Genomic DNA, 23861 nt, shown 5'->3' with positions numbered 1-23861 from the left:
TCTCCTCGAGCGGGCGACCGGAGGCTGTGTTGCCACCCTATGAGCAATTCGCGGAGTCGACGATGATCAAACAGGACCTTCTCCTGCGCGCGGTGGTGCCGGCGCCGGTGCTCGCCGCGGGGGTCTTCGCGGGCGGCTTCTCGCCGCTCGCCTGGGCGACCGGAGTCGTCTACGGGCTGGCGCTGGTGCTGCTCACCGAGTGGGGGCTGCGCCGCAGCGGCCGCGGCGCCTTCGGGCCGGCGGACTGGATCACCTTCGCCCGCGCGGTCCTGGTCGGCTGCGCCGCGGCGCTGGTCGCGGCGGGTGGGTTCTCCCTCGGCTGGCTGGTCGCCCTGGTCGGCGTGGCGTTGCTGCTGGACGGTCTCGACGGCCAGGTGGCGCGGCGCACGGGGACGGCGTCGGAGTTCGGGGCGCGGTTCGACATGGAAGTCGACGCGTTCCTGATCCTGCTGCTGTGCATCCAGGTGTCCCACGCACTGGGGCTGTGGGTGCTGGCGATCGGCCTGATGCGGTACGCGTTCGTCGCCGCCTCCTGGCCCATGCCGTGGCTGACCGCGCCGCTGTACCCGAGCATGGCGCGCAAGACGGTCGCGGCCGTGCAGGGGGTCGTGCTGGTGGTGGCGGTCTCGGACCTGCTGCCGTTCGCACTGGCTTTCGCCGCGGTCGCGCTCGCCCTGGCCTCGCTGGTGTGGTCGTTCGGGCGGGACGTCGCCTGGCTGGCCCGCCACCGCGTCGCACCGGCCCGGATCATCACGCTCACCCGCGCGTCCCTGCGCCGTCCCCTCGGCTACGGCCACAACCAGGCCGCCTGACCCGAGCACCCCCCAAGGCCACTTCGGGTGCGTCTGACGCACCCAAGGCCGCCTTGAGGCGCTTCGCTACCCGGACTCGCGGGCCGCGCGGGCCCGGCGCTTGCCCTCGTGCATCGCCGCCACCCGGGCGATCGGGATCGTGTGGCCCTCCTCGACCAGGTCCGCGGGCAGCACGAACGGCTCCGGCATCTCCTCGGTCCAGGGGTCACCCCCGGCCAGCAGGTCCGGGACCGTGTGGACGGTGAAGTCGCCCGGCTTGACGCTGTCCACGTCGGCCCAGCGGACCGGGTACGACACCGGCGCGCCCGGCCGGTGGCGGGGGCTGTAGACCGAGACGACCGTCCCGCCGCCGGCCCGCGTCGAATCCAGGAACACCTTGCCTTCGCGGCGTTCGAGCACGAACTCCGTCGTGCCCAGCGCCGGGTCGATCCGCTCCGCCCGGGCGGCGACCGCGCGGGTCGCGGCCGCGATGTCCTCGGTGGATTGCCCCGGCGCGAGCGGCACGAAGACGTGGACGCCCTTGGAGCCGCTGGTCTTGACCGCGCCGTCGAGGCCGTCGTTGCGCAACGCCTCCCGCACCAGCTTCGCGGCCCCCACGGCCAGCGAGAACGGGGCGTCCGCGGGCGGGTCGAGGTCGAGGATCAGGTGCGTCGGCCCGTTCGCGGGCTCGCCCCGGAACAACGTCGTGTGGTACTCGATCGCGCGCTGGTTGCCGAACCACAGAAGCGTGCGCAGGTCGTTGCAGAGCGCGTAGACGACTTCGCGCCGCGAGCGGTCGGCCCACAGCGACCGGCGTTCCACCCACTCCGGCGTGTACTTCGGCAGGTTCTTCTGCATGAACGGCCCCTGGCCGCGCAGCACCCGCACGACGCTCAGCAGCCGGTCGTGCAGCTCCGGCAGCATCCGGCCGGACACCGCTTCGAGGTAGTCGAGCATCTCCCGCTTGGTGACCCCGGCGTCGGGGAAGACCTCCTGGTCGAGACTGCTCAGCTTCACGCCGTGCCGGATTTCATCACCGCTCATCGGCCCACCCTCGCGCCCCCGCGCGGAGGGGTCAACTCCGAACGAGCCGACTTTTGACGCCCGTCACGAACGGTAGGCCGCCCGGGCGAAGGCGATCAGCGCTCGCGCGGCCGGGCTCAGCGGCCCCTCCGTCCGCCAGGCCAGGGCGAGCATGCCGCGCAGTCCCGGCCCGCGGAGCCCGATGATCCGCAGTTCCGCCTGGTGGTACCGGGCCAGCGACTCCGGCACGATCGCCACCCCGAGCCCGCGCGTCGCCAGCTGCACCAGGACGTTCGGGTCGGCCGCCTCGAACGCGATCCGCGGCGTCAGCCCCGCCCGCGCGAAGGCCGCGTCCAACGCCGTGCGCAGGCCCGTCCCCTTCGGCAGCGCCATCAGCGGCAGGCCGTCGAGCTCGGGGATGTCGACCTCGTCCCGGCCGGCGAGGGGACCCGAAGGCGCGGTGACGGCCAGGAACGGCTCCTCGAGCAGCACCTGCGTCGCGATGCCGGGCGGCGGGGCCGTCGAGATGCCGACGACGGCGAGGTCCAGCCGCCCCTCGCGCAGCGCCGCGAGCATCGTGTCGGAGTCGGCCTCCGAGAGCGTGATCTCGACCGCGGGGTACCGCTCGTGGAAGCCGGCCAGCAGGTCCGGCAGCCCGACCGGCCCCACCGACGTCACCATGCCGATCGCCACCTGCCCGCGGACCAGCCCGGCGAGCTCCTCGACGGCTTCGCGCACTCCCCGCACCGCCGCGAGCGCGGCACGGGCGTGCGGCAGGGCCGCGGCGCCGACGTCGGTGAGCCGGACCGTGCGGCCGGAGCGGTCCAGCAGTTCCTGCCCCAGCTCCCGCTCCAGGCGCTTGACCTGCGCGCTCACCCCGGGCTGAGCAACGTGCAACCGCTCCGCCGCGCGCGTGAAGTTGCCCTCTTCGGCGACGGCGACGAAGTAGGCGAGCTGGTGCAGTTCCATAAGCATTGATTCTACTCAGTAGACAAACCAGATCTTGGACTTCTGATCACGTTCGTCCGAAGCTGGACACAGCGAACGAAAGGAGCCGAGATGAACACCCTCGTCCCAGGTCAGGACGGTTACCCCGAAGAAGTCGCCGGGTTCCAGACGGCGGTGCCCACCTCGCCCGCGGTGGTCGTCGCCGCCGAAACGGCCGAAGACGTCGTCGCCGCCGTCCGGTACGCGGCCGAGCACCGGCTGCCCGTCGCGGTGCAGGCCACCGGGCACGGCCTGACCGCGGGCACCGACGGGGTGCTGATCAGCACCCGCCGGATGACCGGCGTCGAGATCGACGCCGAAGCCCGCACGGCCCGCGTCGAAGCGGGGGCCCGCTGGGCGGCGGTGATCGAAGCCGCCGGCCGGCACGGCCTCGCACCGCTCAGCGGCTCGTCGCCGGACGTCGGCGTCGTCGGCTACACGCTCAGCGGCGGGTTCGGGCTGCTGGCCCGCCGGTACGGCCGCGCCGCAGACCACGTCACCGCCCTCGACGTCGTGACCGCCGACGGTGAGCTCCGGCGCGCCGAACCCGGCTCGGACCTGTTCTGGGCGCTGCGCGGCGGCCGGGCCGCCTTCGGCGTCGTGACGGCGATCGAGTTCGGCCTGGTCCCGGTCGCCGAGCTCTACGGCGGCAGCCTCACCTTCGACAGCGCGGACGTGCCGTCGGTGCTGCGGGCCTGGCGGACGTGGTCGGCGGCCGCACCGGACACGCTCACGACGTCGGTGGCGATGATCCCGTACCCCGACCTGCCGATGGTCCCGGAGCCGGTGCGCGGGAAGCACGTCGCCCAGGTCCGGATCGCCTACCTCGGCGAGGACGGCGACGACCTCGTGGCGCCACTGCGGGCCGTCGCCCCCGCACTGGCGGACACCCTGCGGGTGCTGCCGTTCACCGAGTCGGGGTCGATCGCGGCCGAGCCGCGGCAGCCGCACGGCTACCACGGCACCAACGCGACGGTGTCCCAGCTGAACGACGCCGTGCTCGAAGCGGTCGTCGAGCACGCCGGCCCGGGGGCGGCCACGCCGCCGGTGCTCATCATCGACCGGCTGGGCGGCGCGCTCGCCCGGACACCCGAGCTCCCGGGCGTGGGCTGGGACCGCTCGGCCGAGTTCGTCGTCCGGGCGCTGTCGATGGTGGGCGACGACGGAGTGGCGGCGATCCGGCGCGCGCACGCGAAGCTGTTCGACGCGCTGGCGCCGTGGACGACCGGCCGGCTGCTGCCGTTCGTCTACGGCGAGCACTCGCCGGAGGAGGTCGCCCAGAGCGTGTTTCCGGCCGCCGACCTGCGGCGGATTCAGGAGCTGAAGCGCCGCTACGACGCCGGGAACGTCTTCCGCGCGGGGTGAGGCAGCGGAATGGCCCAAAACGCGGGCCATATACTCGGCCGTCGATCACACCGATTGGGGACCGTCTTGCGCACGATGAGCCACGAGGACTACCTCGGCATGCGGCGGTTCCCCGGTCTCGACGGCCTGCGCGCGCTCGCCGCGACGATGGTCATCTTCTTCCACTTCGGCGGACCGAACTGGACGTGGCTTTCGGGCTGGGTCGGCGTCTACCTCTTCTTCGTGCTGTCCGGGTTCCTGATCACGACGCTGCTGCTGCGCGAGCAGGACCGGACCGGCGGGATCTCGCTGTCGAACTTCTACATCCGGCGCGTGTTCCGCATCCTGCCGCCGTACCTGGTGATCCTCGGCGGGATCGTCGCGTTCGTCATCCTGCGCGGCGAGTTCTACTCGCGCGACTTCCCGCAGGCGCTGAAGTACTACCTGACGTTTTCGAACGAGTTCCTGCCGGCGGCCACGCACGGCGCGGACAACTTCTTCAGCGGCTCGTGGACGCTCGGGATCGAGGAGAAGTTCTACCTGGTCTGGCCGTTCCTGCTGGTCGCGATCGGGATCGGCGCGGCGAAGCGCAAGTTCCTGCTGGTCGGCGTGGCGATGATCGCGTTGCTGGCGCTGGTCCCCCTGACGACCGGCGGCTGGGTCCTCGAGTACTCGCAGACGGCGATCTACCGCTCGACGATCCACTACTTCATCCTGGCGGGCGGCTGCCTGCTGGCGATCCTGCTGCACTACCGCCGCGGGTACGCGCTGCTGAAGCCGTTGACGCACCCGCTGGCGGCGATCCCGATCGTCGCGGCGTTCGCGGTGCTGCACACGAACTTCGACGACCTCTGGCACGAGACCCGCAACAACCTGTGGCTGCTGGTGGCGTACGCGGCGCTGACGATGCTGCTGCTGATCGTGCTGGTGAGCCCGGGCCCGCTGCGCTGGCTGCTCGGGACGGCCCCGCTGCGGTTCGTCGGCGAGCGGTCGTACTCGCTGTACCTGCTGCAGGGGCCGGTGCACTTCGTCGTCGTCCAGGCGGTCCCGGGCCTCGGCCCGCACCGGACGGTCTCGGCGGTGACGGTGTTCATCGTCGGCCTGGCGATCGCGGACCTGATCCACCGCTGGGTCGAGAAGCCGCTGATCGACGTGGGCAAGCGGGTCATCGCCCGCAAGGAGGCCCGGCGCGAGGAACGGCGGGAAGCGGACCGCCCCGCCGAATCGCGCGCCGAGCCCGAGCCCGCGCCCATCGCGTCCTAGCGGCTCAGCGCTCCAGGACCACGATCGGGATGACCCGGTCGGTCTTCTTCTCGTAGTCCGCGAAGCCCTCGGCGTGCGCCACCATGCCCGCGTACAGGCGGTCGCGCTCGGCGCGGTCCGCGATCACCGTGGCCGTCGCCTCGAACTTCTCCGTGCCGACCTCGACCGTGACCTTCGGGTTCGCGACGAGGTTGTGGTACCAGGCCGGGTTCTTCGGGGCGCCGCCCATGGACGCGGCGATGACGTAGCGGTCGCCGTGCTTCGTGTAGACCAGCGGGGACAGGCGCTCCTGGCCGCTCTTCGCGCCGATCGTGGTGAGGAGCAGCACGTTCTTGCCCTCGAACATGCCGCCGACCTTGCCCCCGTTGGCCCGGAACTCGTCGACGACCTGCTGGTTGAAGTCGTTCATGTCGGCTGGTGTCGTCATGGGATCCCCTTGTTTCTGGCCGGTAGGCTCAACCGAGCGCGAGTACGCTCGTAAGTGTTTGCTTTGCAAACAAAGCTACCGACGGGAGGTGAGTGGTGTCAACGGAGGCCGGACCGAGTGTCGAGGACGGCGTGCGGCAGCTGCTGCTGCTCATGCCACGCCTGGTCGGCCGCGCGAAGCGCACGCCGGTGCCGGCGGAGCTCAACGGCTGCGCGCTCGCGCCGAGGCACCTCTCGCTGCTGTCCTACCTGCTCTTCGACGGCCCGATGACGGTCACCGAGCTCGCCACCCGCCTGCAGGTCGCGCCGACGACGGCGAGCCTGATGGTCGGCGACCTCAGCCGCCAGGGCGTGCTGAACCGCGCCGAGGACCCGGCCGACCGCCGCCGCACGATCGTCAGCATCACCGAGGACAAGCGCCCGGCCGTCGACGCCTGGCTCGCCCGCGGCGCGAAGGCGTGGAGCGACGCCTTGACGCCGTTGTCCCCCGCCGAACGTCAGCTCGTGATCACGACGCTGGAGGCCTACGAACGCGGCACCTGCGACGGGCCGGCCTGCTAGGCGTCGCCGCGCTTTTCGCGGGCCAGCTTGCGCTGGGCCTCCGCGCGTTGCCGGCACTTGCGGAGGAATTCCTCGTCGTCTTCCGGGCTCGTCGCCGCGAACCGGCCCGGCCGGTCGTACTCCGGGAACGCCGGCGCGTGGCGCTCGTACGGGCCGCGTGCCCGCGCCACCTGCTGCGGCCGGCCCGCCACCAGCCAGATGATCGAACCGACCAGCGGCACCACCAGCACGAGCAGCAGCCACAGCCCCTTCGGCAGGTTGCGGCAGGACGATTCGTCCGTCGTGATCACGTCGACCAGGCAGAAGATCCACAGTCCGAGCGTGACGACGCCGAGCAGACCATCGAAGTAGAGCAACTCCCCGCCTTCCCCCAAGAAATGACGCGGTAAGTCTTAGCAGACCGCCGGGGCCGTTCGGCCGCGGGTCACCGGCAGCACCGAGGGCATCCGGAGATTCGGCGACGAAACCCAGCTCGGTTCCGTTTCCGTCAGGCGAAAGCCGTGCAGCGCCTCCAGAACTCCGGCGGCGAGGGCGCGCGCGTGCCGCGACCCCGGGCACGCGCGCGGCCCGGCGCCGAACGGCGTCCCGGCGAGGGACACCGTGACGTCTTCGCCGTCGATCCGGCGACGCGTGGCGAGTACCGGCTGACCGGCCGGTTTTCCGGTCAGGGCCGCGAAAAGCTCGTTGCCGATGAGGCCCGCCGTGGCGTCGCAGGCCTGGACGAGCAGGCCGATCCGCGCCGCCGCGAGTTCCGTCGGGCCGCCGCACACCGCGATCAGCCGCGTCAACGCCGCTTCGGCGGCCGGATCCGGCTCGACGTGCGGGTGGTAGGCCGCCGCCACCGGGACGACGTCGGCCGAAACGTCCGGCAGGCCCAGCGCTTCGGCGAGCACCCCGACCGGCACCGGCCGCGCGAGCTCGACCATCACGTCGACGACGTCGAGACCGGACACGATCCGGTGGGTTCGGCGGAAAGCCTTTTCCCGCAACGAATCGGGGTCGACCGGCGCCAGCAGGTCCACGGCGAGCGCCCGCCGCCGGACGTGGTCGGGGCCGTTGCTGAAGCGCGCCACGGACGCGCGCAGCCAGGCGATGCTGCCCCGCGGGACGTCGTGGGGCACGGGCGGAACCGGAGCGGAAAGCGAAGTCATCCGGGAAAGTTAGCCGCGGAAACGTCGGCGAAGACCGAAGTTTTAGAGCACCGGTGTCGCCGGGAACCACGTCGCCTGCGGGCCGCCGCACCGCGTCGCGCGGGGGACGTCGTGCTGGAACCACCACGCCTCGGTGACCCGGCCGTCCGGCAGCCGGTACGTCGGCGGGCCGGCCACCCGGGCCAGCCCGGCGGCCTGCAGCGACCGGGCGCTGGCGATGTTGCCGACCTCCGCGCCGGCGCGCACCCGCGCCAGGCCGAGGTGCTCGTGCGCCAGGGTCAGGCCCGCCGCGAACAGCACCCGTCCGTGGCCGTGGCCGCGGTACGCCGGGGCGAGGTAGCCGCCGGTCTCCGGGCCGCCGTCCTCGCCGGTGTGCACGCTCACCAGGCCGACGCAGCGGTTGACCTCGACGTCGATCATCACCAGGTCGATCGACTGCGGATCCGGGGCGGCCCAGTCCGGGCCGGTGCCGGGCACCACCCGCAGCGCGTCGGCCCGCGCCGGCTCGGCGACGATCGAGTCGCGCTGCCAGCCCAGCCACCGCTGCGCGGCCGGATCACTGCCGCCGGCGACGGCGGCGGCGTACTCCCACGCGGTCGGGGTGCGGAACAGGAACCGGCCGCTGCGCAGCACGTGGCCCTGCCGGTCGCAGGCCCGCTTGGTCATCAGGCGGCCGCGGCGGGTGAGCCGGTCGAAGATCCCCTTGGTGGCTGGCAGCATCGCGGCGAAATCGTAGCGGAGCGATCCGGGCGGTTGTTGCTATCGTGGCGCGATGACGGCCGTACCCGAGGCAACCGAACTGGACGGCTCCGGCCGGTCCGCCCAGCCTCGCCAGCTCATCGTGACGGTGTACGGCCTCTACTCGCGCACCGAAGGCGGCTGGCTCTCGGTCGCCTCGCTGATCGACCTGCTGGCCGCCGTCGGCGTCGACGAGCCCGCCGTGCGCTCGTCGATCTCCCGGCTGAAGCGGCGCGGGATCCTCGAGGCGGTCCGCCGCGACGCGACGGCGGGGTACGAGCTGTCCGACGAAGCCCGGGAGATCCTGCGCGAGGGCGACGAGCGGATCTTCCGCCGCGAGCGCGCGACCGCGGGCGACGGCTGGCTGCTCGCGGTGTTCTCGGTGCCCGAGACCGAGCGCCACAAGCGCCACCTCCTGCGCACCCAGCTGGCGCGGATGGGGTTCGGCACCGCCGCCTCCGGCGTCTGGATCGCCCCGGCCCACCTGCACGCGGCGACCGAGGAAGCGCTCACCCGGCTGGGCCTGGCCGGGTACGCCGACCTGTTCCGCGCCGACCACCTGGCCTTCGGCGACGTCGCGGCGAAGGTCCGCGACTGGTGGGACCTCGACCGGCTGGACGAGCTGTACACGACGTTCCTCGACGAGCACGGCCCGGCGCTGCGCCGCAGGTCCGTGACCGAGGAGCAGTCCTTCGCCGACTACGTCCGCGTGCTGACCGGCTGGCGGCGGATGCCCTACCTCGACCCGGGCCTGCCGGCGGAGTTCCTGCCCCGCGGCTGGTCGGGGATCCGCGCGGCCGAGCTGTTCTTCGCGCTGCACGCGAAGCTGGAGACGCCGGCCCGCGCGTACGTCGCCAAGGCGATCAACCTCGGCTGAGCACCGCGAAGCCCTGCACTTCGACCAGGGCCTCTTCGTCCCACAGCCGGGACACGCCGATGCCCGCCATCGCCGGGTACTCCGTGCCCGCGAGCCGCTTCCAGACCCGGCCGATCTCGCGCGCGTGGGCGCGGTAGTCGGCCATGTCGACGATGTAGATCGTCACGCTGCAGAGGTCCGCCGGCGTCCCACCGGCCGCGCGCAGCGACGCCAGCAGGTTGCCCAGCGCGCGTTCGAACTGCTCGACGACGCCGTCGCCGACGATCCGGTTCGACGCGTCGAGCGCGGTCTGCCCGGCGAGGAAGACGACCCGGCCCTCGGCCACCACCGCGTGCGAGAACCCGGACGGCCGGCCCAGCTCCGGCGGGTTGATGCGTTCCATGCCGGACACGGTACGCCATCTATCGCATCATTGACGGTCGTAGTCATCACGACATACCCTGGACGGCGTGCGAATCGCGGTCATCGGTGGCGGCCCGGCGGGTCTGTACTTCGCCGCGCTCGCGAAGCAGCTCGGGCCCGGCCACGAAATCACCGTCTGGGAGCGCAACGCGCCGGACGACACCTTCGGTTTCGGCGTCGTGTTCTCCGACGAGACGCTCGGCGGCATCGAGCACGCCGACGCGGCGGTGCACGAAGCCATGAAGGCCGAGTTCGCGCGGTGGGACGACATCGACGTCCACTACCGCGGCACGGTCACCACCTCGGGCGGCCACGGCTTCGCCGCGATGAGCCGCAAGCGCCTGCTCGGCATCCTCCAGAGCCGCTGCGCCGAGCTCGGCGTCGGCCTGCACTTCCGGGAAGAGGCGCCCGCGGACCTGGCGGGGTACGACCTCGTCGTCGCGGCCGACGGCGTCAACTCGGCGATGCGCGCGCGGTACGCCGAAACGTTCCGGCCGAGTATCGAGACGCGCCGGTGCCGGTACATCTGGCTGGGCACGGACCTCGTGTTCGACGCCTTCAAGTTCTACGTCCTCGATACGCCCGCCGGGATCATGCAGATCCACGGCTACCCGTACGGCCGCGAGGGCAGCACGTTCATCCTCGAGGTGCAGGAAGACGTCTGGCAGCAAACGTTCGGTCCCGTCGCGGCGACGTCGCTGCCGCCGGGGCAGAGCGACGAGAAGTCGATCGCACTGATTCGCGAACTCTGCGCCGACGTACTGGCCGGTCACCAGGTCATGGCGAACAACTCGAAGTGGGTCTCGTTCGGGACGGTCCGCTGCGAGACGTGGGTCCACGAGAACGTCGTCCTCCTCGGCGACGCCGCGCACACCGCGCACTTCTCGATCGGCTCCGGCACGAAGCTCGCGATGGAGGACGCGCTCGCGCTGGCCGCGTGCCTGCACGAGAACGACGGCGTCACCGAGGCGCTCAAGGCGTACGAGCTGGAACGGCGGCCGGTCGTCACGTCGACGCAGCGGGCCGCCCAGGCCAGCCTGGAGTGGTTCGAGAACATCGCGCAGTACGCCCACCAGGAGCCGCCGCAGTTCGCGTTCAACATCCTCACGCGCAGCCGCCGCGTCACCTACGACAACCTCCGCCTGCGCGACCCCGAGTTCGCCGCCGAGCTCGACCACTGGTTCGCCCGGTCGCTCGGGACGACGTCGCGGCCGCCGATGTTCCAGCCGTTCCGGCTCGGTGAACTGGAGCTGCCGAACCGGATCATCGTGTCCCCGATGGACATGTACTCCGCGGAAGACGGCGTGCCGGGCGACTTCCACCTGGTGCACCTGGGCAGCAAGGCCCTCGGCGGCGCCGGGCTGGTGATGACCGAGATGGTCTGCGTCTCCCCCGAAGGCCGGATCACCCCCGGCTGCGGTGGGCTGTACACGCCGGAACAGGAAGCGGCGTGGAAGCGGATCGTCGACTTCGTGCACGCACAGACGCCCGCGCGGATCGGTGTCCAATTGGGACACTCCGGACGCAAGGGCTCGACGAAGCTCATGTGGGACGGCATCGACGAGCCGCTCCCCGCCGGAAACTGGGAAGTCTGCGCCCCTTCCGCCTTGCCTTACTCGGAACGGAACCAGGTGCCGCGTGAACTGTCCACAGCAGAACTCGCGGAGATCCGAGGCCAGTTCGCCGAGTGCGCTCGCGCGGCCGCTCGTGCCGGGTTCGACGTCCTCGAGCTCCACTGCGCGCACGGGTACCTGCTGTCGTCGTTCCTCTCGCCGCTGACCAACCACCGCACGGACGCCTACGGCGGCTCGCTGGAGAACCGGCTGCGGTTCCCCCTCGAGGTCTTCGACGCGGTACGGGCCGCCTGGCCGGCCGACCGGCCCATGACGGTCCGGATCTCGGCGACCGACTGGTGCGAGGGCGGCATCGACGCGGACGACGCCGTCGAGATCGCGCGCGCGTTCGCCGCCCACGGCGCCGCGGGCATCGACGTGTCGACCGGGCAGGTCGTCAGCGAGGAGCGCCCGCAGTACGGCCGCAGCTACCAGACGCCGTACGCCGACCGGATCCGCAACGAAATCGGCGAGGAGTACGGGATCGCGGTGATCGCGGTCGGCGCGATCTCGTCCTACGACGACGTCAACTCGCTGATCCTGGCCGGGCGCGCGGACCTCTGCGCACTGGGCCGGACGCACCTCTACGATCCACAGTGGACACTGCACGCGGCGGCCGAGCAGGGTTACCCGATGCCGTGGCCCAAGCCGTTCGCCGCGGGCAGCCGCAAGCCGCAGACGGGCCGCTCCGACGGGCCGGAGCCGCGCCTCGACCTCGTCCGGTCCGGTCCGGCCGGCACCGCCCACGCCCGCTGGCGACCGGGAGCTTCGTCATGACCTTCGCACTGGATCCCGCTCAGCAGACCTTCGCCGCCGACGTCCGCCGGATGGCAGCCGAGCAGCTGCTCCCCCTCGCCGAGTCCGGTGTGGAGGGTGCGGTGAACCGTCCGCTGCTGAAGGCGATGGGTGCGCTCGGCCTGCTCGCGCGGCTCTTCCCCGGCGTCGACTCGGGCACGCCGTCGCGGCAGGCGGCCGCGACGGACCTGTGCATTCTGCGCGAGAACCTGGCGACCGTCAGCACGGAAGCCGAGACGGCGCTGGCCTTGCAGGGTCTGGGCAGCTACCCGGTGCTGCAGTCCGGACGGGACGAACAGGTGGCCCGCTGGCTGCCGGCGGTGGCCGCGGGCGACGCGGTGGCGGCGTTCGCGCTCACGGAACCGGACGCGGGCTCGGACGCCGCGGCGCTGTCCCTGGCGGCGGAGCCCGACGGCGACGGCTGGCGCCTGACGGGGTCGAAGATGTGGATCTCGAACGCGCCGGAAGCGGACTTCTACACGGTGTTCGCCCGGACGACGCCGGGGGCGGGCTCGCGCGGGGTGAGCGCGTTCGTCGTCCCCGCCGACCGGCCGGGCCTGGGCGGCGAGCACCTCGACCTGGTCAGCCCGCACCCGATCGGCACGGTGACGTTCGACGGCGTCGAGGTCCGGCGCGAGGAGCTGCTGGGCGAGGAGAACCGCGGCTTCGCGGTGGCGATGCGGACGCTGGACCTGTTCCGCCCCAGCGTCGGCGCGTTCGCGGTCGGCATGGCGCAGGCCGCGCTGGACGCAACGGTTTCGCACACCGGTTCGCGCGAGGCCTTCGGTGGCCCGTTGCTCAAGCAGCAGGCGGTCGCGCACACGCTGGCCGAGATGGCCACGCGCACGGAAGCGGCCCGCCTGCTGGTCTACGCGGCGGCGGCCGCGTACGACGCGGGAGAGCCGAACCTCGGCGGCCGCGCGGCGATGGCGAAGCTGTTCGCGACGGAGGCGGCGCAGTTCGTCGTCGACTCGGCGGTCCAGCTCCACGGCGCCCGCGCACTGCGGCGCGGGCACCTGCTGGAGCACCTGTACCGGGAGGTCCGGGCGCCCCGGATCTACGAAGGCGCGTCGGAGATCCAGCGGACGATCATCGCCCGCTGGCTGGCTTCGGGCGCCGGTCGAGCCACCACTGGCTGAGCAGCAGCAGGAGAAGGACGCTCAGCGCACCGGACACCGTGGCCGCGTCGAGGCGATCCCGTCTCCTTGTCCCCGCCCCCCGGCATGACGAGCAGGAAGCGAGGTTAAGCCGAGCCACAGCAGCGCGGCCACGACCGGCCCGAATGGGCTCACCGCGCCGATCGTCGCGGCGAACCCGGCGGGCGCGGGCACACGCGACCGCGTGGGGTCGAGCGTGAGGTAGGGCGGCACGGAGTACGCGAGGAAGACGGCGACGACCAGCGCGAGCGGCGCCACCCAGGGCCGCCGCCACCACTTCGGCGTCGTTCCGGCAGGTGCGGGTCTGAAAGTCCAAACGGTCACGACTCCCCCTGAGTCGGCTTTCCGACCGACGCCAGGGACAGCCCGCGGGAGGAGCCATGGGGTGAGCCACCACCACCGTGGCGGGGCTCACCCCACCGCCGTTCAGCTGCCGCGGACCCGGCGGACCGTGTCGCGGTAGAAGTAGCCGCTCTGCTTGATCGTCCGCTGCTGCGTCTCGTAGTCCACCCGGACCAGGCCGAACCGCTTCGCGTACCCGTACGCCCACTCGAAGTTGTCCAATAGCGACCAGGCGAAGTAGCCCCGCACGTCCGCCCCGGCCTGGCGGGCCGCCGCCACCGCCGCGATGTGCGACGCCAGGTACGCCGTGCGCTCGTCGTCACGGACGAAACCGGACGAGTCCGGGTCGTCGTCGAACGCCGAGCCGTTCTCCGTGATGTACATCGGCAGGCCCGGGTAGTCGCGGCCCAGCCGCGTCAGCAGCTCCGTGAACTTGCCCGGCAGGATCTCCCAGCCCATCGCCGTCGTCGGCTCGCCGAAGGGGACCACCCGCGAGGCGGGGACGCCGTCCGCGTCCACAGTGGAACCCGACTCGTCCACTCCGGAGAACTGCTGGCCGAAGTAGTAGTTCACGCCCAGGAAGTCCAGCGGCGTCGAAATCACGTCGAGGTCGCCGTCCTGGACCGGGAGGCGGACTCCGCGCGACGCCAGGTCGTCCATCACGTCCGCCGGGTAGCGGCCGTGGACCAGCGGGTCCAGGTAGATCCGCACGCCGAGGCCGTCCGCCTGGCGGGCCGCGCGGACGTCCTCCGGGGAGTCCGTCGCCGGGTCGGCCGTGCACATGTTGAGGGTGATGCCGAACTGCGTGTCCGCCGGGGCCACCTCGCGCATGCGCTGCGTCGCCAGCCCGTGGCCGAGCAGCAGGTGGTGCACCGCGTGCAGCCCCGCCGCGTAGTCACGCCGGCCCGGTGCCATCACGCCGTGCACGTACCCGTGCATCGCCGAGCACCACGGCTCGTTCAGCGTCGTCCAGTGCCGCACGCGATCGGACAGCCGGTCGAACACCAGCATCGCGTAGTCGGCGAACCGGTACGCCGTGTCCCGCGCCGGCCAGCCGCCCGCGTCCTCCAGTTCCTGCGGGAGGTCCCAGTGGTACAGCGTCAGCCACGGCGTGATCCCGCGGCTCAGCGTTTCGTCGACGAGCCGGTCGTAGAACCCGATGCCCGCCTCGTTGACGCCGCCGCGGCCGCGCGGCTGCACCCGGGGCCACGCCACGGAAAACCGGTACGTGTCTGCGCCGAGCTCGCGCACCAGCTCGATGTCCGACGGCATCCGGTGGTAGTGGTCGCACGCCACGTCACCGGTGTCGTTGTTGTCGATCGCCCACGGCACCCGGCAGAAAGTGTCCCAGATGGACGGAGTGCGGCCGTCCTCCGCGACCGCCCCTTCGATCTGGTACGCGGCGGTGGCCACGCCCCAGCGGAAGTCCGGCGGCAGGGTGTCGATCAGCGCCTGCTGCTCGGCGGTCGCGGCTGTGGTTTCGGTCAAGGCGGCTCTCCTCCAGGGGTATCGGACACCGGCGGTCAGGAAGTGGCGACGGGGTGCAGCCAGCACGCCACCTCGCGCGCCGGGTCGCCCGGCGAACCCAGCAGCGGCACGCGGTCGGGACACGGCTCGAAAGCCTTGGGGCACCGCGGGTGGAACGCGCAGCCGGACGGCATCCCGCGGGTGTCCGGCGGCGAGCCGGGGATCCCGGCCAGCTCGCGCCGCGGCCCCCGCAGGGCGGGGAACGAGTTCAGCAGGCCGTGGCTGTACGGGTGCAGCGCGTCCCGGTAGAGGTCCGGCGCCGGTGCCTGCTCGACGATCCGGCCGCCGTACATGATCGCGATCCGGTCCGAGAACTCCACCAGCAGCGAAAGGTCGTGCGTGATGAACAGGACCGAGAACCCGAGCCGTTCGCGCAGTTCCACGAGCTGGCCGAGGATCTGCCGCTGCATGACGACGTCGAGCGCGGTGGTCGGCTCGTCCATGATGACAACCCGCGGTTCGAGCGCCAGCGCCATCGCGATCATCACGCGCTGCCGCATGCCGCCGGACAGCTGGTGCGGGTACGCCTCCAGCCGGTCGGCCGAGATGCCGACCAGCTTGAGCAGGTCGCGCGCCCGCGCCAGCCGGCTCGCCTTCGTCGATTTCGGCTCGTGCGCCTTGATGACGTCGACCAGCTGCGTGACGACCTTGTGCACCGGGTTCAGCGAGTTCATCGCACCCTGGAACACAATGGACGTTTCCGCCCAGCGGAAGTCGCGCAGCTGGTTGTCCGTCAGGCGGAGGACGTCGTACGGCTCGCCGTCGGCGGGGTGGTAGATCACCTCGCCGCCGCGGATCACGCCCGGCGGGGCGAGCAGCCGCGTCAGCCCGTACGCCAAGGTGGACTTCCCGCTGCCGCTTTCCCCCGCCAGGCCGAGGACTTCGCCGCGGTGCAGCGTCAGGTGCACGTCCCGGACCGCGCGCACGGCCTCGTCGCCGACGCCGTAGTCGACGTCCAGGCCCTTGATCTCCAGCACCGGGTCCATCACGGCCGTTCCTCCCGCCCGAGCACGGGCGTGAAGCCCACGCGCATCCGATGCGTCCGCCCGTCGGCGCCCTGGACGCGGGCCTTGCCGCTGCCGCGCAGCCGCGGGCTGACGAACTCGTCGATGCCGAAGTTGAGCAGGGACAACGCCGTGCCGAGGACGGCGATCGCCAGCCCGGCCGGCACGAACCACCACCACGCGCCCTGGGCCAGTGCCTGCTGGCTCTGCGCCCAGAACAGGATCGTGCCCCAGTTCCAGTTGGACAGTCCGGAGACGCCGACGAACGCCAGCGTGATCTCGGACATCACCGCGAAGATCACCGTGCCGACGAAGCTGGAGGCGATCACCGCGGTCAGGTTCGGCAGGATTTCGAAGAAGATGATCCGCCACGTCGACTCGCCGGTCGCCCGGGCCGCCTCGACATATTCGCGGCCACGCAACGACAGCGTCTGGGCTCTGAGGACCCGCGCGCCCCAGGCCCACGACGTGAAGCCGATGATCACCGCCACCAGGATGTCGCCGCCGGTGGGCACCGCGCTGCCGATGATGATGATCAGCGGCAGCGCCGGGATCACCAGGAACACATTGGACAGTGCCGACAGCCCTTCCCCCGGCGTGCCGCCGAGGTAGCCGGAGGTCACGCCGACGATCACCGCGAGGATCGTCGCCACGATCCCGGCGGCCAGGCCGACCAGCATGACGCTGCGCGTGCCGACCACGACCTGGCTGAAGATGTCCTGGCCGAGGTGGGTGGTGCCGAACCAGTGCCGTCCCGACGGCGCCTCGAGCAGGTCGCTGCTGCGCGCCGACGGGTCGTACGGTGCGATCCACTCGCCGATGACCGCGATCACCAGGAAGAAGACGATGACGGCGAGGCCGGTGGCGGTCTTGCCGCCGGTCAGGAACCGGAAGCGGCGCCGGCGCGCGGCCACCGCTTCGAGCGGGAGGGCCTGGGCGGCCTTGACGTCCGCCGCGGGTACGGCCATGTCAGCCCTCCTTCCGGGTGCGGGGGTCGAGCGCCAGGTAGGCGACGTCGGCGAACAGGTTCGCCACCAGCACCGACAGCGTGATGATCAGGAAGATGCCCTGCATCAGCGGGTAGTCCTGCGAGCCGACGGCCTGGAACAGCTGGTAGCCGACGCCGGGGTAGGAGAAGACGATCTCCACCAGCAGTGTGCCGCCGACGATGAACCCCAGCGCCAGCGCGAAGCCGGACACGCTGGGCAGCAGCGCGTTGCGGGCGGCGTACCCGACCATCACCCGGCGTTCCGGCAGGCCCTTGGCGTGCGCGACGGTCACGTAGTCCTCCGAAGCGACGGTGACCATCATGTTGCGCATGCCGAGGATCCAGCTGCCCATCGAGCTGATCAGGATGGTGAGGGCGGGCAGCAGGCTGTGCTGGATCGCGCTGCCGATGAACCCGGGGTCCCAGCCCGGGACGGTACCGGGGTCGTAGCCGCCGGACGACGGGAAGAAGCTGCCCGGGCCGGCCAGCAGCGTCAGCGCGATCAGGCCGAGCCAGAAGTACGGGATCGACGAGAGGAACGTCGTCACCGGCAGCAGGCCGTCGACCCACGAGCCGCGCTTCCAGCCGGCGACCACGCCGAGCCCGGTGCCGATCGCGAAGCCGACGATCGTGGTGATGCCGACCAGGATGATCGTCCACGGCAGACTGTCGCCGAGCAGGTCGGACACCGGCGTCGGGAAGAACGTGAAGGAGATCCCGAGGTCACCGCGGAAGAGCTGGCCCCAGTAGTCGAAGTACTGGGAGATCAGGCTCTCGTTCTTGTCCAGTCCGAACAGGACGTACAGCGACTGGATCGCGTCCGCGCTGATCATGCCCTGGTTCTTCGCGATCAGGGACTGCACCGGGTCGCCCGGGATCAGCCGCGGGATGAAGAAGTTGATGGTGACGGCGGCCCAGGCCGTGAAGACGTAGAAGACCAGCCGTTGCAGCAGGAACCTCATCGGGCGGCCCCGTCGTAGAGCCAGCACGCGGCCCAGTGGCCGGGTGCGTCGCCGACGTCGAGCCGCGGCGGCAGCTCCGTCTTGCACCGCTCCATCACCGCCGGGCAGCGCGGGTGGAACCGGCAGCCCGAGGGCGGGTCGAGCAGGCTCGGCGGTTCGCCGGACCCGCGCTCGGCCGGCGTCTCGCCGGGTCCGGCGCCGCCCGCGATCCGGTCCGGGTCGGGGGCGGACTCGATGAGCAGCCGGGTGTAGGGGTGCGCGGGCCGCTGCGTGATGGTTTCGCTGTCGCCGCCTTCGACCATCCGGCCCGCGTACATCACCATCGTCTCGTCGGCGAAGTAGCGCGCCGAAGCGATGTCGTGCGTGATGTACAGGATGGCCAGGTGCAGGCGTTCCTTCAGGTCGCGCAGCAGGTTCAGCACACCGAGCCGGATGGAGACGTCCAGCATGGACACCGGTTCGTCGGCCAGCAGCGCCTCCGGGTCGGCGCCGAGCGCCCGCGCGATCGCGACGCGCTGGCGCTGGCCGCCGGACAGCTCGTGCGGGAACTTGTCGATGTACCGCTCCGGCGGGGTCAGCTGGACGCGCCCGAGCAGCTCGTGCAGCGACTTCTCGAGGTCCTCGCCGGCCCGGCCGTGGATCTTCAGCGCCCGCGTCAGGTGGTAGCGCACGGTGTGCACCGGGTTCAGCGACGCGAACGGGTCCTGGAAGATCATCTGGACGCGGCGCGCGTAGGCGCGGAACGCCCTGCCGTGCTTGACGTCCACCGTCTCGCCGTGCAGCCGGATGTCGCCGCCGGTGCGCGGGTGGAGGCCCGCGAGCAGGCGGGCGACCGTCGACTTGCCGGACCCGGACTCGCCGACCAGCGCGGTGACCCGGCCGCGCCGGAGCGTCAGGGTCACGTCGTCGACGGCCTGGATGCTGCGGCGCGCTCCGGTGAGCGCGGCCCGGCCCCGGCGGCGGACCGGGAAGTGTTTCGTGAGGCCCGTGGCTTCGAGGACCACGGGGAGGTCCCCCTCCGACCCGACGGCGACGGGGTCGGAGGGGGACTGCTCGGTCGTCACGGCTGAATCCGCCATCGTCAGGCCGCGGGCTTGAGGTGCAGGACGATGTCGAGCGCGTTGCGCAGCGTCGGCTGGGCCGGCGCGTACGGGTTGGCGTCGTCGGGCCAGCCGACCCAGTTCTTCGTGCTGTACTCGCCGCCGGAGTTGGCCGCCGACGTCGGGACCATCGGCTGCTGCTCGATCATGATCTTCTGCAGCGTCGCCATGGCGGCGGTGCGGGCGGCGTCGTCCTCGGCGTTCGCGTAGGTCTCGAGCGCCTTGGTCGCCTCGTCGTTCTTGTAGCGGCCGTAGTTGCCGTTGATGCCACCCTGGCCGGTCGGCTTGTAGCGGTTGCCGTCCATGACGTCGCGGTACATGTCGTACGGCGTCTGCCCGTCGTTGGTCCAGTGCATCAGGCCTTCGAAGTCACCGGTGTCGACCGACTTCATCCACGCGTCCTGGTTCATCTTGTCGACCGTGGCGGTGATGCCGATCTGCGCCAGGTTGTCCTTGATGATCTCGAGGTCGGTGATGTAGTCCGACCAGCCGGACGGCACGGTGAGCTTGATCGCGACCGGCTTGCCGCTCGGGTCGGCCAGCTTGTCGCCGTTGTACTGGTAGCCCGCGCCGGTCAGCAGCGCCTTCGCCCCCGGGACGTCGACCTTGACCGACTGGCCCTTGTACTGCGACGCGATGAACGGGTCGCCCGCCGGGGTCGGGATGCCGGTGACCTGGTCGTTCTTCGGGTAGAAGTAGCCGGCCTCGCCCTGGTTGAAGATGTCGTCGCGGTTGACCACCTTGCTCACGGCCTGGCGCAGCTTGGCGTCGTTCCACGGCGCCTTTTCGGTGTTGAACCACAGGCCGTGCACGGCCAGCTGCGCGGGGAACCACAGCTTGTAGTGCTGCGGGTCCTTGTTCGTGTAGACGGCCTTGTAGTTCGGGATGAACACGAAGCTCCACTCGGAAGCCCCGTTGACCAGCGCGCTCACCTGCGCGTTGTTGTCGGTGTAGGAGGTGTAGCGGATCTCCTTCACCTTCGGCGCTTCCTGCCAGTAGCCGCTGTCGCGCCGCACGACGATCATCGTCTGCGGGGTGGCCGACTTCAGCGTGTACGGGCCGGTGCCGATCGGATTCTTGTTGAGGTCCAGCGCCGGGTCCTTGACGTCCTTCCAGACGTGCTTCGGCACGACGAGCGTCTGCAGGATCTTGACCTGGTTGACGAACTGCGAGTTGTCGAAGCCCAGCGTGACCTGGTTGCCGGCCGCGGTGATGTCCTTGTACGGCACCGCGTCGACGTTCAGCGCCTTGTTGTCGCGCAGCAGCTGGAAGGTGTAGGCGACGTCCTCGGCGGTCATCGGCCGGCCGTCGGAGAACTTGACACCGTCACGGACGGTCAGGACCAGTTTCCGGTAGTTGTCCGACCAGTCCCATTTGGTGGCCAGCCACGGCTTGCCCGGCTCCTGCGGCTTGACGCGGTTCAGCATGACCAGGGGCTCGTAGATCATCCACCGGTAGCCCATGTTCGACAGGGCGGACGTCTCCAAGAACGGGTTGTTGTTCTCGGCCTGCGGGCCGTCCGGCTTGCCGACGTTCAGCACGGCGTCCGGATTGCTCTGGGCGGCGTTCGTGCTGCCGCCGCCACACGCGGTGAGGCCGCTCAAGACCGTCATGGCTACGAGCGCCGCGACGGCTGCGCGCTTGACTCGCATCGGTTCCTCCTGGTCATCGACGACTGCTTGCTGTCGACTGGTAGCAAGCCCCGACCGCCGGCGACCGAACGACGTCCCGAAGTCAACCCGGGTGACTCGGGTCACGTCAATAACACGGCGGTAACATTCTGTGTCTAAGTTTAAGTAATGAAAGAACCGGCGGTCTGGACCTCTTGATCGAAGTACTCCTTGCGACGCAAGGGTTTCAGCCGGTACGGCCACCGTTCGCCAGCAGTTGGGCGATCGGCAGGGTCGCCGCACCGAGCGCCACCGCCTCCGGCCCGAGCCTGCCGAGGACGACCTCGGTGCGCTCGGCCAGGTAGCCGAGGGCGTGCCGCCCCACGGCGTCCCGGACCGCGGGGAGGATCGCCTGTCCCATGATCGCCCCGGCCGAGCCGGAAAGCACCACCCGATCGGGGCTGAGCAGGTTGATCAGGTTCGCGATGCCGATGCCCAGGTACTCACCGGTCTCGGCGAGCACGTCCGCGGCCGGGCCGCCGCCGGCCGCCTCCGCGACGATCCGGGCCAGTTCCCCGTCACTTTCGTCCCCGATGACCGGTTCGACGCCCGCTCGCGCGGCATAGTGGCGGACCACTGCCTCGGTGCCGACGTAGGCCTCCAGGCAGCCGTGCGAGCCGCACCGGCAGGCCGCACCGGCCGCCTTGACGACGGTGTGCCCCCACTCGCTGGTCGTGATGCCCGGGTGCGAGCGCCCGGCCGTCGCGACGGCCGCCCCGACCCCGACGCCGAGGAGGGCGACGATCGCGCGTTCGGCGCCGCGGCCGGCCCCGCGCCAGGTCTCGGCCTGGCCGAGGGTGCGGGCGCGGTTGTCGAGGTGGACCGGCACCTTCCGGGAGCTCCAGGAGGGTGCGCCCGCCGGCCGGGGTTCGAGGCTCGGCCCCGACGGGAACAGCGCCTCGATGTGGGGGTGGACCAGGGCGGCGAAGTTCACACCCCGCCAGCCCAGGGTGGGCGCGTGCACGATCCCGCCGTCGCGGACCGCGCCCGGCACGCCGATGCCGACGCCGAACACCGCGTCCGGCTCGCCGCCGTCGAGGACTTCGGCGATGCCCGTGCGCACCAGCCCGGCCACTTCGTCCGGGTCGAGCCGGGTGCCGACCAGCGGGTGGCGCACGGTGCCGAGGGTGCCGAGCGCGCAGTCGAAGAGGCCGACTTCGACGTGCGTTTCGCTGACGTCCACGCCCACGACGTGCCCGAACTCCGGCCGCACGGCCAGCAGCGTCCGCGGCCGCCCGCCGTCCGATTCGACCGATCCGGCCTCCGCCACGACGCCGTCCGCGATGAGCTCGGAGACGACGTTGGTAACGGTGGCGGCCGAAAGTCCCGATTCAGCTACCAGTTCCAGTCTACTGACGGGACCGCGGAGGTAGAGCGAGGAGAGCAGTGCCGCGCGGTTGTGCCGCCTGAGGTCACGGGTCGTCTGGCGCACCACCTGGGTCACCGGGAGGATTCTGCCAGACCGCGGCCCCGCCACCATGGGTTCGGGACTTAGTTCACCACTTAATACATAGCCACAACTTACGGTGATCGGGCATCCTGTCAGTGAGCCGGTAAGAAGTTCAGATGGGTTGCCCATGGCGAGCAAGCGCACCACCGTCCGCGATCTGCGGCGGCACAACCGATCCCTGCTGCTGTCGAAACTGTACTTCGACGGCCCGCTGTCGAGGCACGAACTGAGCCAGCTCACCGGATTGAGTGCCGCCACGGTGAGCAACGTGACCGCCGAACTGGGCGAAGAACGCCTGATCACCGAGGCCGGGCAGGTCGAATCGGACGGCGGCCGCCCCCGGGTGCTGCTGCGCGTGGACCCGGCGTACGGGCACGTCGCGGGCGTCGACATCGGCGAAACCGGCGTCAAGGTGGAGCTGTTCGACCTGGCGATGAACCGGCTGGCGACGGTCGAGCACCCCCTCCCGAAGGCGCCCGACGCGGCGACCGCGGTCGAGCAGGTGACGTCCGGTCTGCGGGAGGTGTTCGCGAGCACGGGCATCGACGAATCGGGCGTGCTGGGGGTCGGCATCGGCGTGCCGGGCACGGTCGAGCAGGGCGCGCAGGTGCTGGTGCACGCGCCGACGGTCGGCTGGGACGCGGTGCCGCTGACGGCGTTGCTGCAGGACGCGGGGGTCGGGCTGCCTCTGTTCGTCGACAACGGCGCGAAGACGCAGGGCCAGGCGGAGATGTGGTTCGGCGCGGGCCGCGGGGCGCGCCACGCCGTGATAGCGCTGATCGGTTCGGGCGTCGGGGCGGCGGTGGTGACGGACGGGACGACCTACCGCGGGTCGACGAGCAGCGCGGGCGAGTGGGGCCACACGACGATCGCGTACGGCGGCCAGGAGTGCCGCTGCGGTTCGCGCGGGTGCCTGGAGGCGTACATCGGCGCGGGGGCGGTCCTGGCGCGGTACCGCCGCGCGCGCGGCAAGGACATCACGGGCGAGGACGAGCAGGCGCAGTTTTCGGCGCTGCTGTCGGCGGCGGAGAAGTCGAAGACGGCGGCGCGGGTGCTCGACGAAACGGCGGGCTACCTGGGCGCGGGCATCGCCAACTTGATCAACTTGTTCAACCCGGAGCGCATCGTGATCGGCGGCTGGGCGGGCCTGGCCCTGGGCGAGCAGCTCCTGCCGCGAATCCGCTCGGCGGCCGGCGAGCACGCCCTGCGGCACCCGTTCAGCCAGACATCGATCCAGCTGGGCTCGCTGGGCCTGGACGCGGTGGCCACGGGAGCGGCGACCCTGCCGGTGGCGGACCTGCTGGCCCAGGGAGCGACGTCGAGGCTGGCCAAGCCGGGATCCCCGAAGTCGGACGCGGCTTGACCAGCGCCGGACGGTGAACTGGGGGCCGTACGCGGCACTGGGCTGGGCGCGGGGGGGCCGAGCAGGGCACAGCTTGACCGGCGGCGGGACTGAACTGGGGCGCTGCGGGCGCTGAACTCGGCACGAATGGGCGCTGATCCGAGCGCGATGGACGGCGCCGGGCAGGACCCACCCTCCCTGGGGGTCCGTCCCCGCTCCAGCGTATCGGGACCGCCCGACAAAAAGCCCCGCAAAACCGCCGCCCGGGCCGACTTATCCACAGGACGGCTCGGCTGTGGATGAAGCGGCGACTGGGCGGCTCGGTTGGCACGGCACGCAGGCCGGGCA

At 71.4% G+C, this 23861-nt stretch carries 22 protein-coding genes; 8 read left to right on the top strand and 14 right to left on the bottom strand.

Annotated elements, in window-relative coordinates; all coding sequences use genetic code 11:
- The first annotated feature begins 62 nt into the window (after positions 1 to 62).
- Positions 63 to 812, top strand: a complete 750-nt coding sequence (locus ACLJOU_RS07795) for a CDP-alcohol phosphatidyltransferase family protein (RefSeq protein WP_410564457.1) — start codon at positions 63 to 65, stop codon at positions 810 to 812.
- Positions 813 to 878: 66 nt separating this feature from the next.
- Here the strand turns inward: ACLJOU_RS07795 and ACLJOU_RS07790 are convergent, their stop codons facing one another.
- Both ACLJOU_RS07790 and ACLJOU_RS07785 read right to left on the bottom strand, forming a co-directional pair.
- Positions 879 to 1835, bottom strand: coding sequence for a DNA polymerase domain-containing protein (locus ACLJOU_RS07790; RefSeq protein ID WP_410564455.1), 957 nt, complete (start codon positions 1833 to 1835; stop codon positions 879 to 881).
- A 63-nt stretch (positions 1836 to 1898) separates the two neighbouring features.
- Positions 1899 to 2783: a LysR family transcriptional regulator gene (locus ACLJOU_RS07785; protein ID WP_410564453.1), complete on the bottom strand. Its 885-nt coding sequence runs from the start codon at positions 2781 to 2783 to the stop codon at positions 1899 to 1901.
- Between the two features lie 90 nt (positions 2784 to 2873).
- On the opposite strand from ACLJOU_RS07785, the gene ACLJOU_RS07780 reads away from it, so the two are divergent.
- Both ACLJOU_RS07780 and ACLJOU_RS07775 read left to right on the top strand, forming a co-directional pair.
- Positions 2874 to 4166: an FAD-binding oxidoreductase gene (locus tag ACLJOU_RS07780; protein WP_410564452.1), complete on the top strand. Its 1293-nt coding sequence runs from the start codon at positions 2874 to 2876 to the stop codon at positions 4164 to 4166.
- Between the two features lie 75 nt (positions 4167 to 4241).
- Positions 4242 to 5408, top strand: a complete 1167-nt coding sequence (locus tag ACLJOU_RS07775; RefSeq protein WP_410564450.1) for an acyltransferase family protein — start codon at positions 4242 to 4244, stop codon at positions 5406 to 5408.
- A gap of 4 nt (positions 5409 to 5412) precedes the next feature.
- Here ACLJOU_RS07775 and ACLJOU_RS07770 read toward each other — a convergent pair whose 3' ends face one another.
- The gene (locus tag ACLJOU_RS07770; protein ID WP_410564448.1) at positions 5413 to 5835 is read right to left on the bottom strand and encodes a nitroreductase family deazaflavin-dependent oxidoreductase; all 423 of its coding nucleotides are present in this window, start codon (positions 5833 to 5835) and stop codon (positions 5413 to 5415) included.
- Between the two features lie 95 nt (positions 5836 to 5930).
- Between ACLJOU_RS07770 and ACLJOU_RS07765 the strand changes: the two genes are divergently transcribed.
- Positions 5931 to 6395, top strand: a complete 465-nt coding sequence (locus ACLJOU_RS07765) for a MarR family winged helix-turn-helix transcriptional regulator (RefSeq protein ID WP_410564447.1) — start codon at positions 5931 to 5933, stop codon at positions 6393 to 6395.
- On the opposite strand, the gene ACLJOU_RS07760 is transcribed toward ACLJOU_RS07765, so the two are convergent.
- The 3 genes from ACLJOU_RS07760 to ACLJOU_RS07750 are packed head-to-tail and all read right to left on the bottom strand — an operon-like array spanning position 6392 to position 8266.
- Positions 6392 to 6751, bottom strand: a complete 360-nt coding sequence (locus ACLJOU_RS07760) for a PLDc N-terminal domain-containing protein (RefSeq protein ID WP_410564446.1) — start codon at positions 6749 to 6751, stop codon at positions 6392 to 6394. The genes ACLJOU_RS07765 and ACLJOU_RS07760 overlap by 4 nt on opposite strands.
- 36 nt (positions 6752 to 6787) lie before the next feature.
- Positions 6788 to 7546, bottom strand: coding sequence for a hypothetical protein (locus ACLJOU_RS07755; RefSeq protein ID WP_410564445.1), 759 nt, complete (start codon positions 7544 to 7546; stop codon positions 6788 to 6790).
- 42 nt (positions 7547 to 7588) lie between these two features.
- On the bottom strand, positions 7589 to 8266 hold the full coding sequence (locus ACLJOU_RS07750) for a GNAT family N-acetyltransferase (RefSeq protein ID WP_410564444.1): 678 nt from the start codon (positions 8264 to 8266) through the stop codon (positions 7589 to 7591).
- A gap of 52 nt (positions 8267 to 8318) precedes the next feature.
- Here ACLJOU_RS07750 and ACLJOU_RS07745 point away from each other — a divergent pair, with 52 nt between their 5' ends.
- A complete protein-coding gene (locus tag ACLJOU_RS07745; RefSeq protein ID WP_410564443.1) occupies positions 8319 to 9161 on the top strand; it encodes a PaaX family transcriptional regulator C-terminal domain-containing protein in 843 nt (280 codons plus the stop codon).
- Here ACLJOU_RS07745 and ACLJOU_RS07740 read toward each other — a convergent pair.
- On the bottom strand, positions 9148 to 9543 hold the full coding sequence (locus tag ACLJOU_RS07740; protein ID WP_410564442.1) for a RidA family protein: 396 nt from the start codon (positions 9541 to 9543) through the stop codon (positions 9148 to 9150). The two genes, ACLJOU_RS07745 and ACLJOU_RS07740, sit on opposite strands and share 14 nt — an antisense overlap.
- 67 nt (positions 9544 to 9610) lie before the next feature.
- Between ACLJOU_RS07740 and ACLJOU_RS07735 the strand changes: the two genes are divergently transcribed.
- Both ACLJOU_RS07735 and ACLJOU_RS07730 read left to right on the top strand, forming a co-directional pair.
- Complete coding sequence (locus tag ACLJOU_RS07735; protein WP_410564441.1) at positions 9611 to 11953, top strand: bifunctional salicylyl-CoA 5-hydroxylase/oxidoreductase; 2343 nt, start codon at positions 9611 to 9613, stop codon at positions 11951 to 11953.
- The gene (locus ACLJOU_RS07730) at positions 11950 to 13110 is read left to right on the top strand and encodes an acyl-CoA dehydrogenase family protein (protein WP_410564439.1); all 1161 of its coding nucleotides are present in this window, start codon (positions 11950 to 11952) and stop codon (positions 13108 to 13110) included. Before ACLJOU_RS07735 ends, ACLJOU_RS07730 begins: the two co-directional genes overlap by 4 nt.
- 444 nt (positions 13111 to 13554) lie before the next feature.
- Here the strand turns inward: ACLJOU_RS07730 and ACLJOU_RS07725 are convergent, their stop codons facing one another.
- From ACLJOU_RS07725 to ACLJOU_RS07695, 7 genes are all read right to left on the bottom strand, one after another.
- A complete protein-coding gene (locus tag ACLJOU_RS07725; protein WP_410564437.1) occupies positions 13555 to 14958 on the bottom strand; it encodes a GH1 family beta-glucosidase in 1404 nt (467 codons plus the stop codon).
- 35 nt (positions 14959 to 14993) lie between these two features.
- On the bottom strand, positions 14994 to 15983 hold the full coding sequence (locus tag ACLJOU_RS07720; protein ID WP_410564793.1) for an ABC transporter ATP-binding protein: 990 nt from the start codon (positions 15981 to 15983) through the stop codon (positions 14994 to 14996).
- Complete coding sequence (locus ACLJOU_RS07715; RefSeq protein ID WP_410564436.1) at positions 15983 to 16969, bottom strand: ABC transporter permease; 987 nt, start codon at positions 16967 to 16969, stop codon at positions 15983 to 15985. The genes ACLJOU_RS07720 and ACLJOU_RS07715 overlap by 1 nt, the downstream gene beginning before the upstream one ends.
- A 1-nt stretch (position 16970) precedes the next feature.
- Complete coding sequence (locus tag ACLJOU_RS07710) at positions 16971 to 17951, bottom strand: ABC transporter permease (RefSeq protein WP_410564435.1); 981 nt, start codon at positions 17949 to 17951, stop codon at positions 16971 to 16973.
- Positions 17948 to 19015 (bottom strand): ABC transporter ATP-binding protein, encoded by a 1068-nt coding sequence (locus ACLJOU_RS07705; RefSeq protein ID WP_410564434.1) that lies wholly within the window; start codon positions 19013 to 19015, stop codon positions 17948 to 17950. Before ACLJOU_RS07705 ends, ACLJOU_RS07710 begins: the two co-directional genes overlap by 4 nt.
- Before the next feature lie 17 nt (positions 19016 to 19032).
- A complete protein-coding gene (locus ACLJOU_RS07700) occupies positions 19033 to 20703 on the bottom strand; it encodes an ABC transporter substrate-binding protein (RefSeq protein WP_410564432.1) in 1671 nt (556 codons plus the stop codon).
- 205 nt (positions 20704 to 20908) lie between these two features.
- Complete coding sequence (locus tag ACLJOU_RS07695) at positions 20909 to 22165, bottom strand: ROK family protein (RefSeq protein WP_410564430.1); 1257 nt, start codon at positions 22163 to 22165, stop codon at positions 20909 to 20911.
- 133 nt (positions 22166 to 22298) lie between these two features.
- On the opposite strand from ACLJOU_RS07695, the gene ACLJOU_RS07690 reads away from it, so the two are divergent.
- Positions 22299 to 23534, top strand: coding sequence for an ROK family protein (locus tag ACLJOU_RS07690; RefSeq protein ID WP_410564428.1), 1236 nt, complete (start codon positions 22299 to 22301; stop codon positions 23532 to 23534).
- The last annotated feature ends 327 nt before the right edge of the window (positions 23535 to 23861 follow it).

It is taken from the genome of Amycolatopsis sp. cmx-4-61 (assembly GCF_046548775.1).
GTDB lineage: Bacteria > Actinomycetota > Actinomycetes > Mycobacteriales > Pseudonocardiaceae > Amycolatopsis.
Note: the sequence above shows the minus strand (reverse complement) of the source record. Positions and strands in the feature narration are given on the sequence as shown.

What these genes read in the sequence shown, in the direction of transcription:
- ACLJOU_RS07795 (WP_410564457.1), top strand. Translation starts at nt 63, where the DNA reads ATGATCAAACAGGACCTTCTCCTGCGCGCGGTGGTGCCGGCGCCGGTG.
- ACLJOU_RS07790 (WP_410564455.1), bottom strand. Translation starts at nt 1,835, where the DNA reads ATGAGCGGTGATGAAATCCGGCACGGCGTGAAGCTGAGCAGTCTCGAC.
- ACLJOU_RS07785 (WP_410564453.1), bottom strand. Translation starts at nt 2,783, where the DNA reads ATGGAACTGCACCAGCTCGCCTACTTCGTCGCCGTCGCCGAAGAGGGC.
- ACLJOU_RS07780 (WP_410564452.1), top strand. Translation starts at nt 2,874, where the DNA reads ATGAACACCCTCGTCCCAGGTCAGGACGGTTACCCCGAAGAAGTCGCC.
- ACLJOU_RS07775 (WP_410564450.1), top strand. Translation starts at nt 4,242, where the DNA reads ATGAGCCACGAGGACTACCTCGGCATGCGGCGGTTCCCCGGTCTCGAC.
- ACLJOU_RS07770 (WP_410564448.1), bottom strand. Translation starts at nt 5,835, where the DNA reads ATGACGACACCAGCCGACATGAACGACTTCAACCAGCAGGTCGTCGAC.
- ACLJOU_RS07755 (WP_410564445.1), bottom strand. Translation starts at nt 7,546, where the DNA reads ATGACTTCGCTTTCCGCTCCGGTTCCGCCCGTGCCCCACGACGTCCCG.
- ACLJOU_RS07750 (WP_410564444.1), bottom strand. Translation starts at nt 8,266, where the DNA reads ATGCTGCCAGCCACCAAGGGGATCTTCGACCGGCTCACCCGCCGCGGC.
- ACLJOU_RS07745 (WP_410564443.1), top strand. Translation starts at nt 8,319, where the DNA reads ATGACGGCCGTACCCGAGGCAACCGAACTGGACGGCTCCGGCCGGTCC.
- ACLJOU_RS07740 (WP_410564442.1), bottom strand. Translation starts at nt 9,543, where the DNA reads ATGGAACGCATCAACCCGCCGGAGCTGGGCCGGCCGTCCGGGTTCTCG.
- ACLJOU_RS07730 (WP_410564439.1), top strand. Translation starts at nt 11,950, where the DNA reads ATGACCTTCGCACTGGATCCCGCTCAGCAGACCTTCGCCGCCGACGTC.
- ACLJOU_RS07720 (WP_410564793.1), bottom strand. Translation starts at nt 15,983, where the DNA reads ATGGACCCGGTGCTGGAGATCAAGGGCCTGGACGTCGACTACGGCGTC.
- ACLJOU_RS07715 (WP_410564436.1), bottom strand. Translation starts at nt 16,969, where the DNA reads ATGGCCGTACCCGCGGCGGACGTCAAGGCCGCCCAGGCCCTCCCGCTC.
- ACLJOU_RS07710 (WP_410564435.1), bottom strand. Translation starts at nt 17,951, where the DNA reads ATGAGGTTCCTGCTGCAACGGCTGGTCTTCTACGTCTTCACGGCCTGG.
- ACLJOU_RS07700 (WP_410564432.1), bottom strand. Translation starts at nt 20,703, where the DNA reads ATGCGAGTCAAGCGCGCAGCCGTCGCGGCGCTCGTAGCCATGACGGTC.
- ACLJOU_RS07690 (WP_410564428.1), top strand. Translation starts at nt 22,299, where the DNA reads ATGGCGAGCAAGCGCACCACCGTCCGCGATCTGCGGCGGCACAACCGA.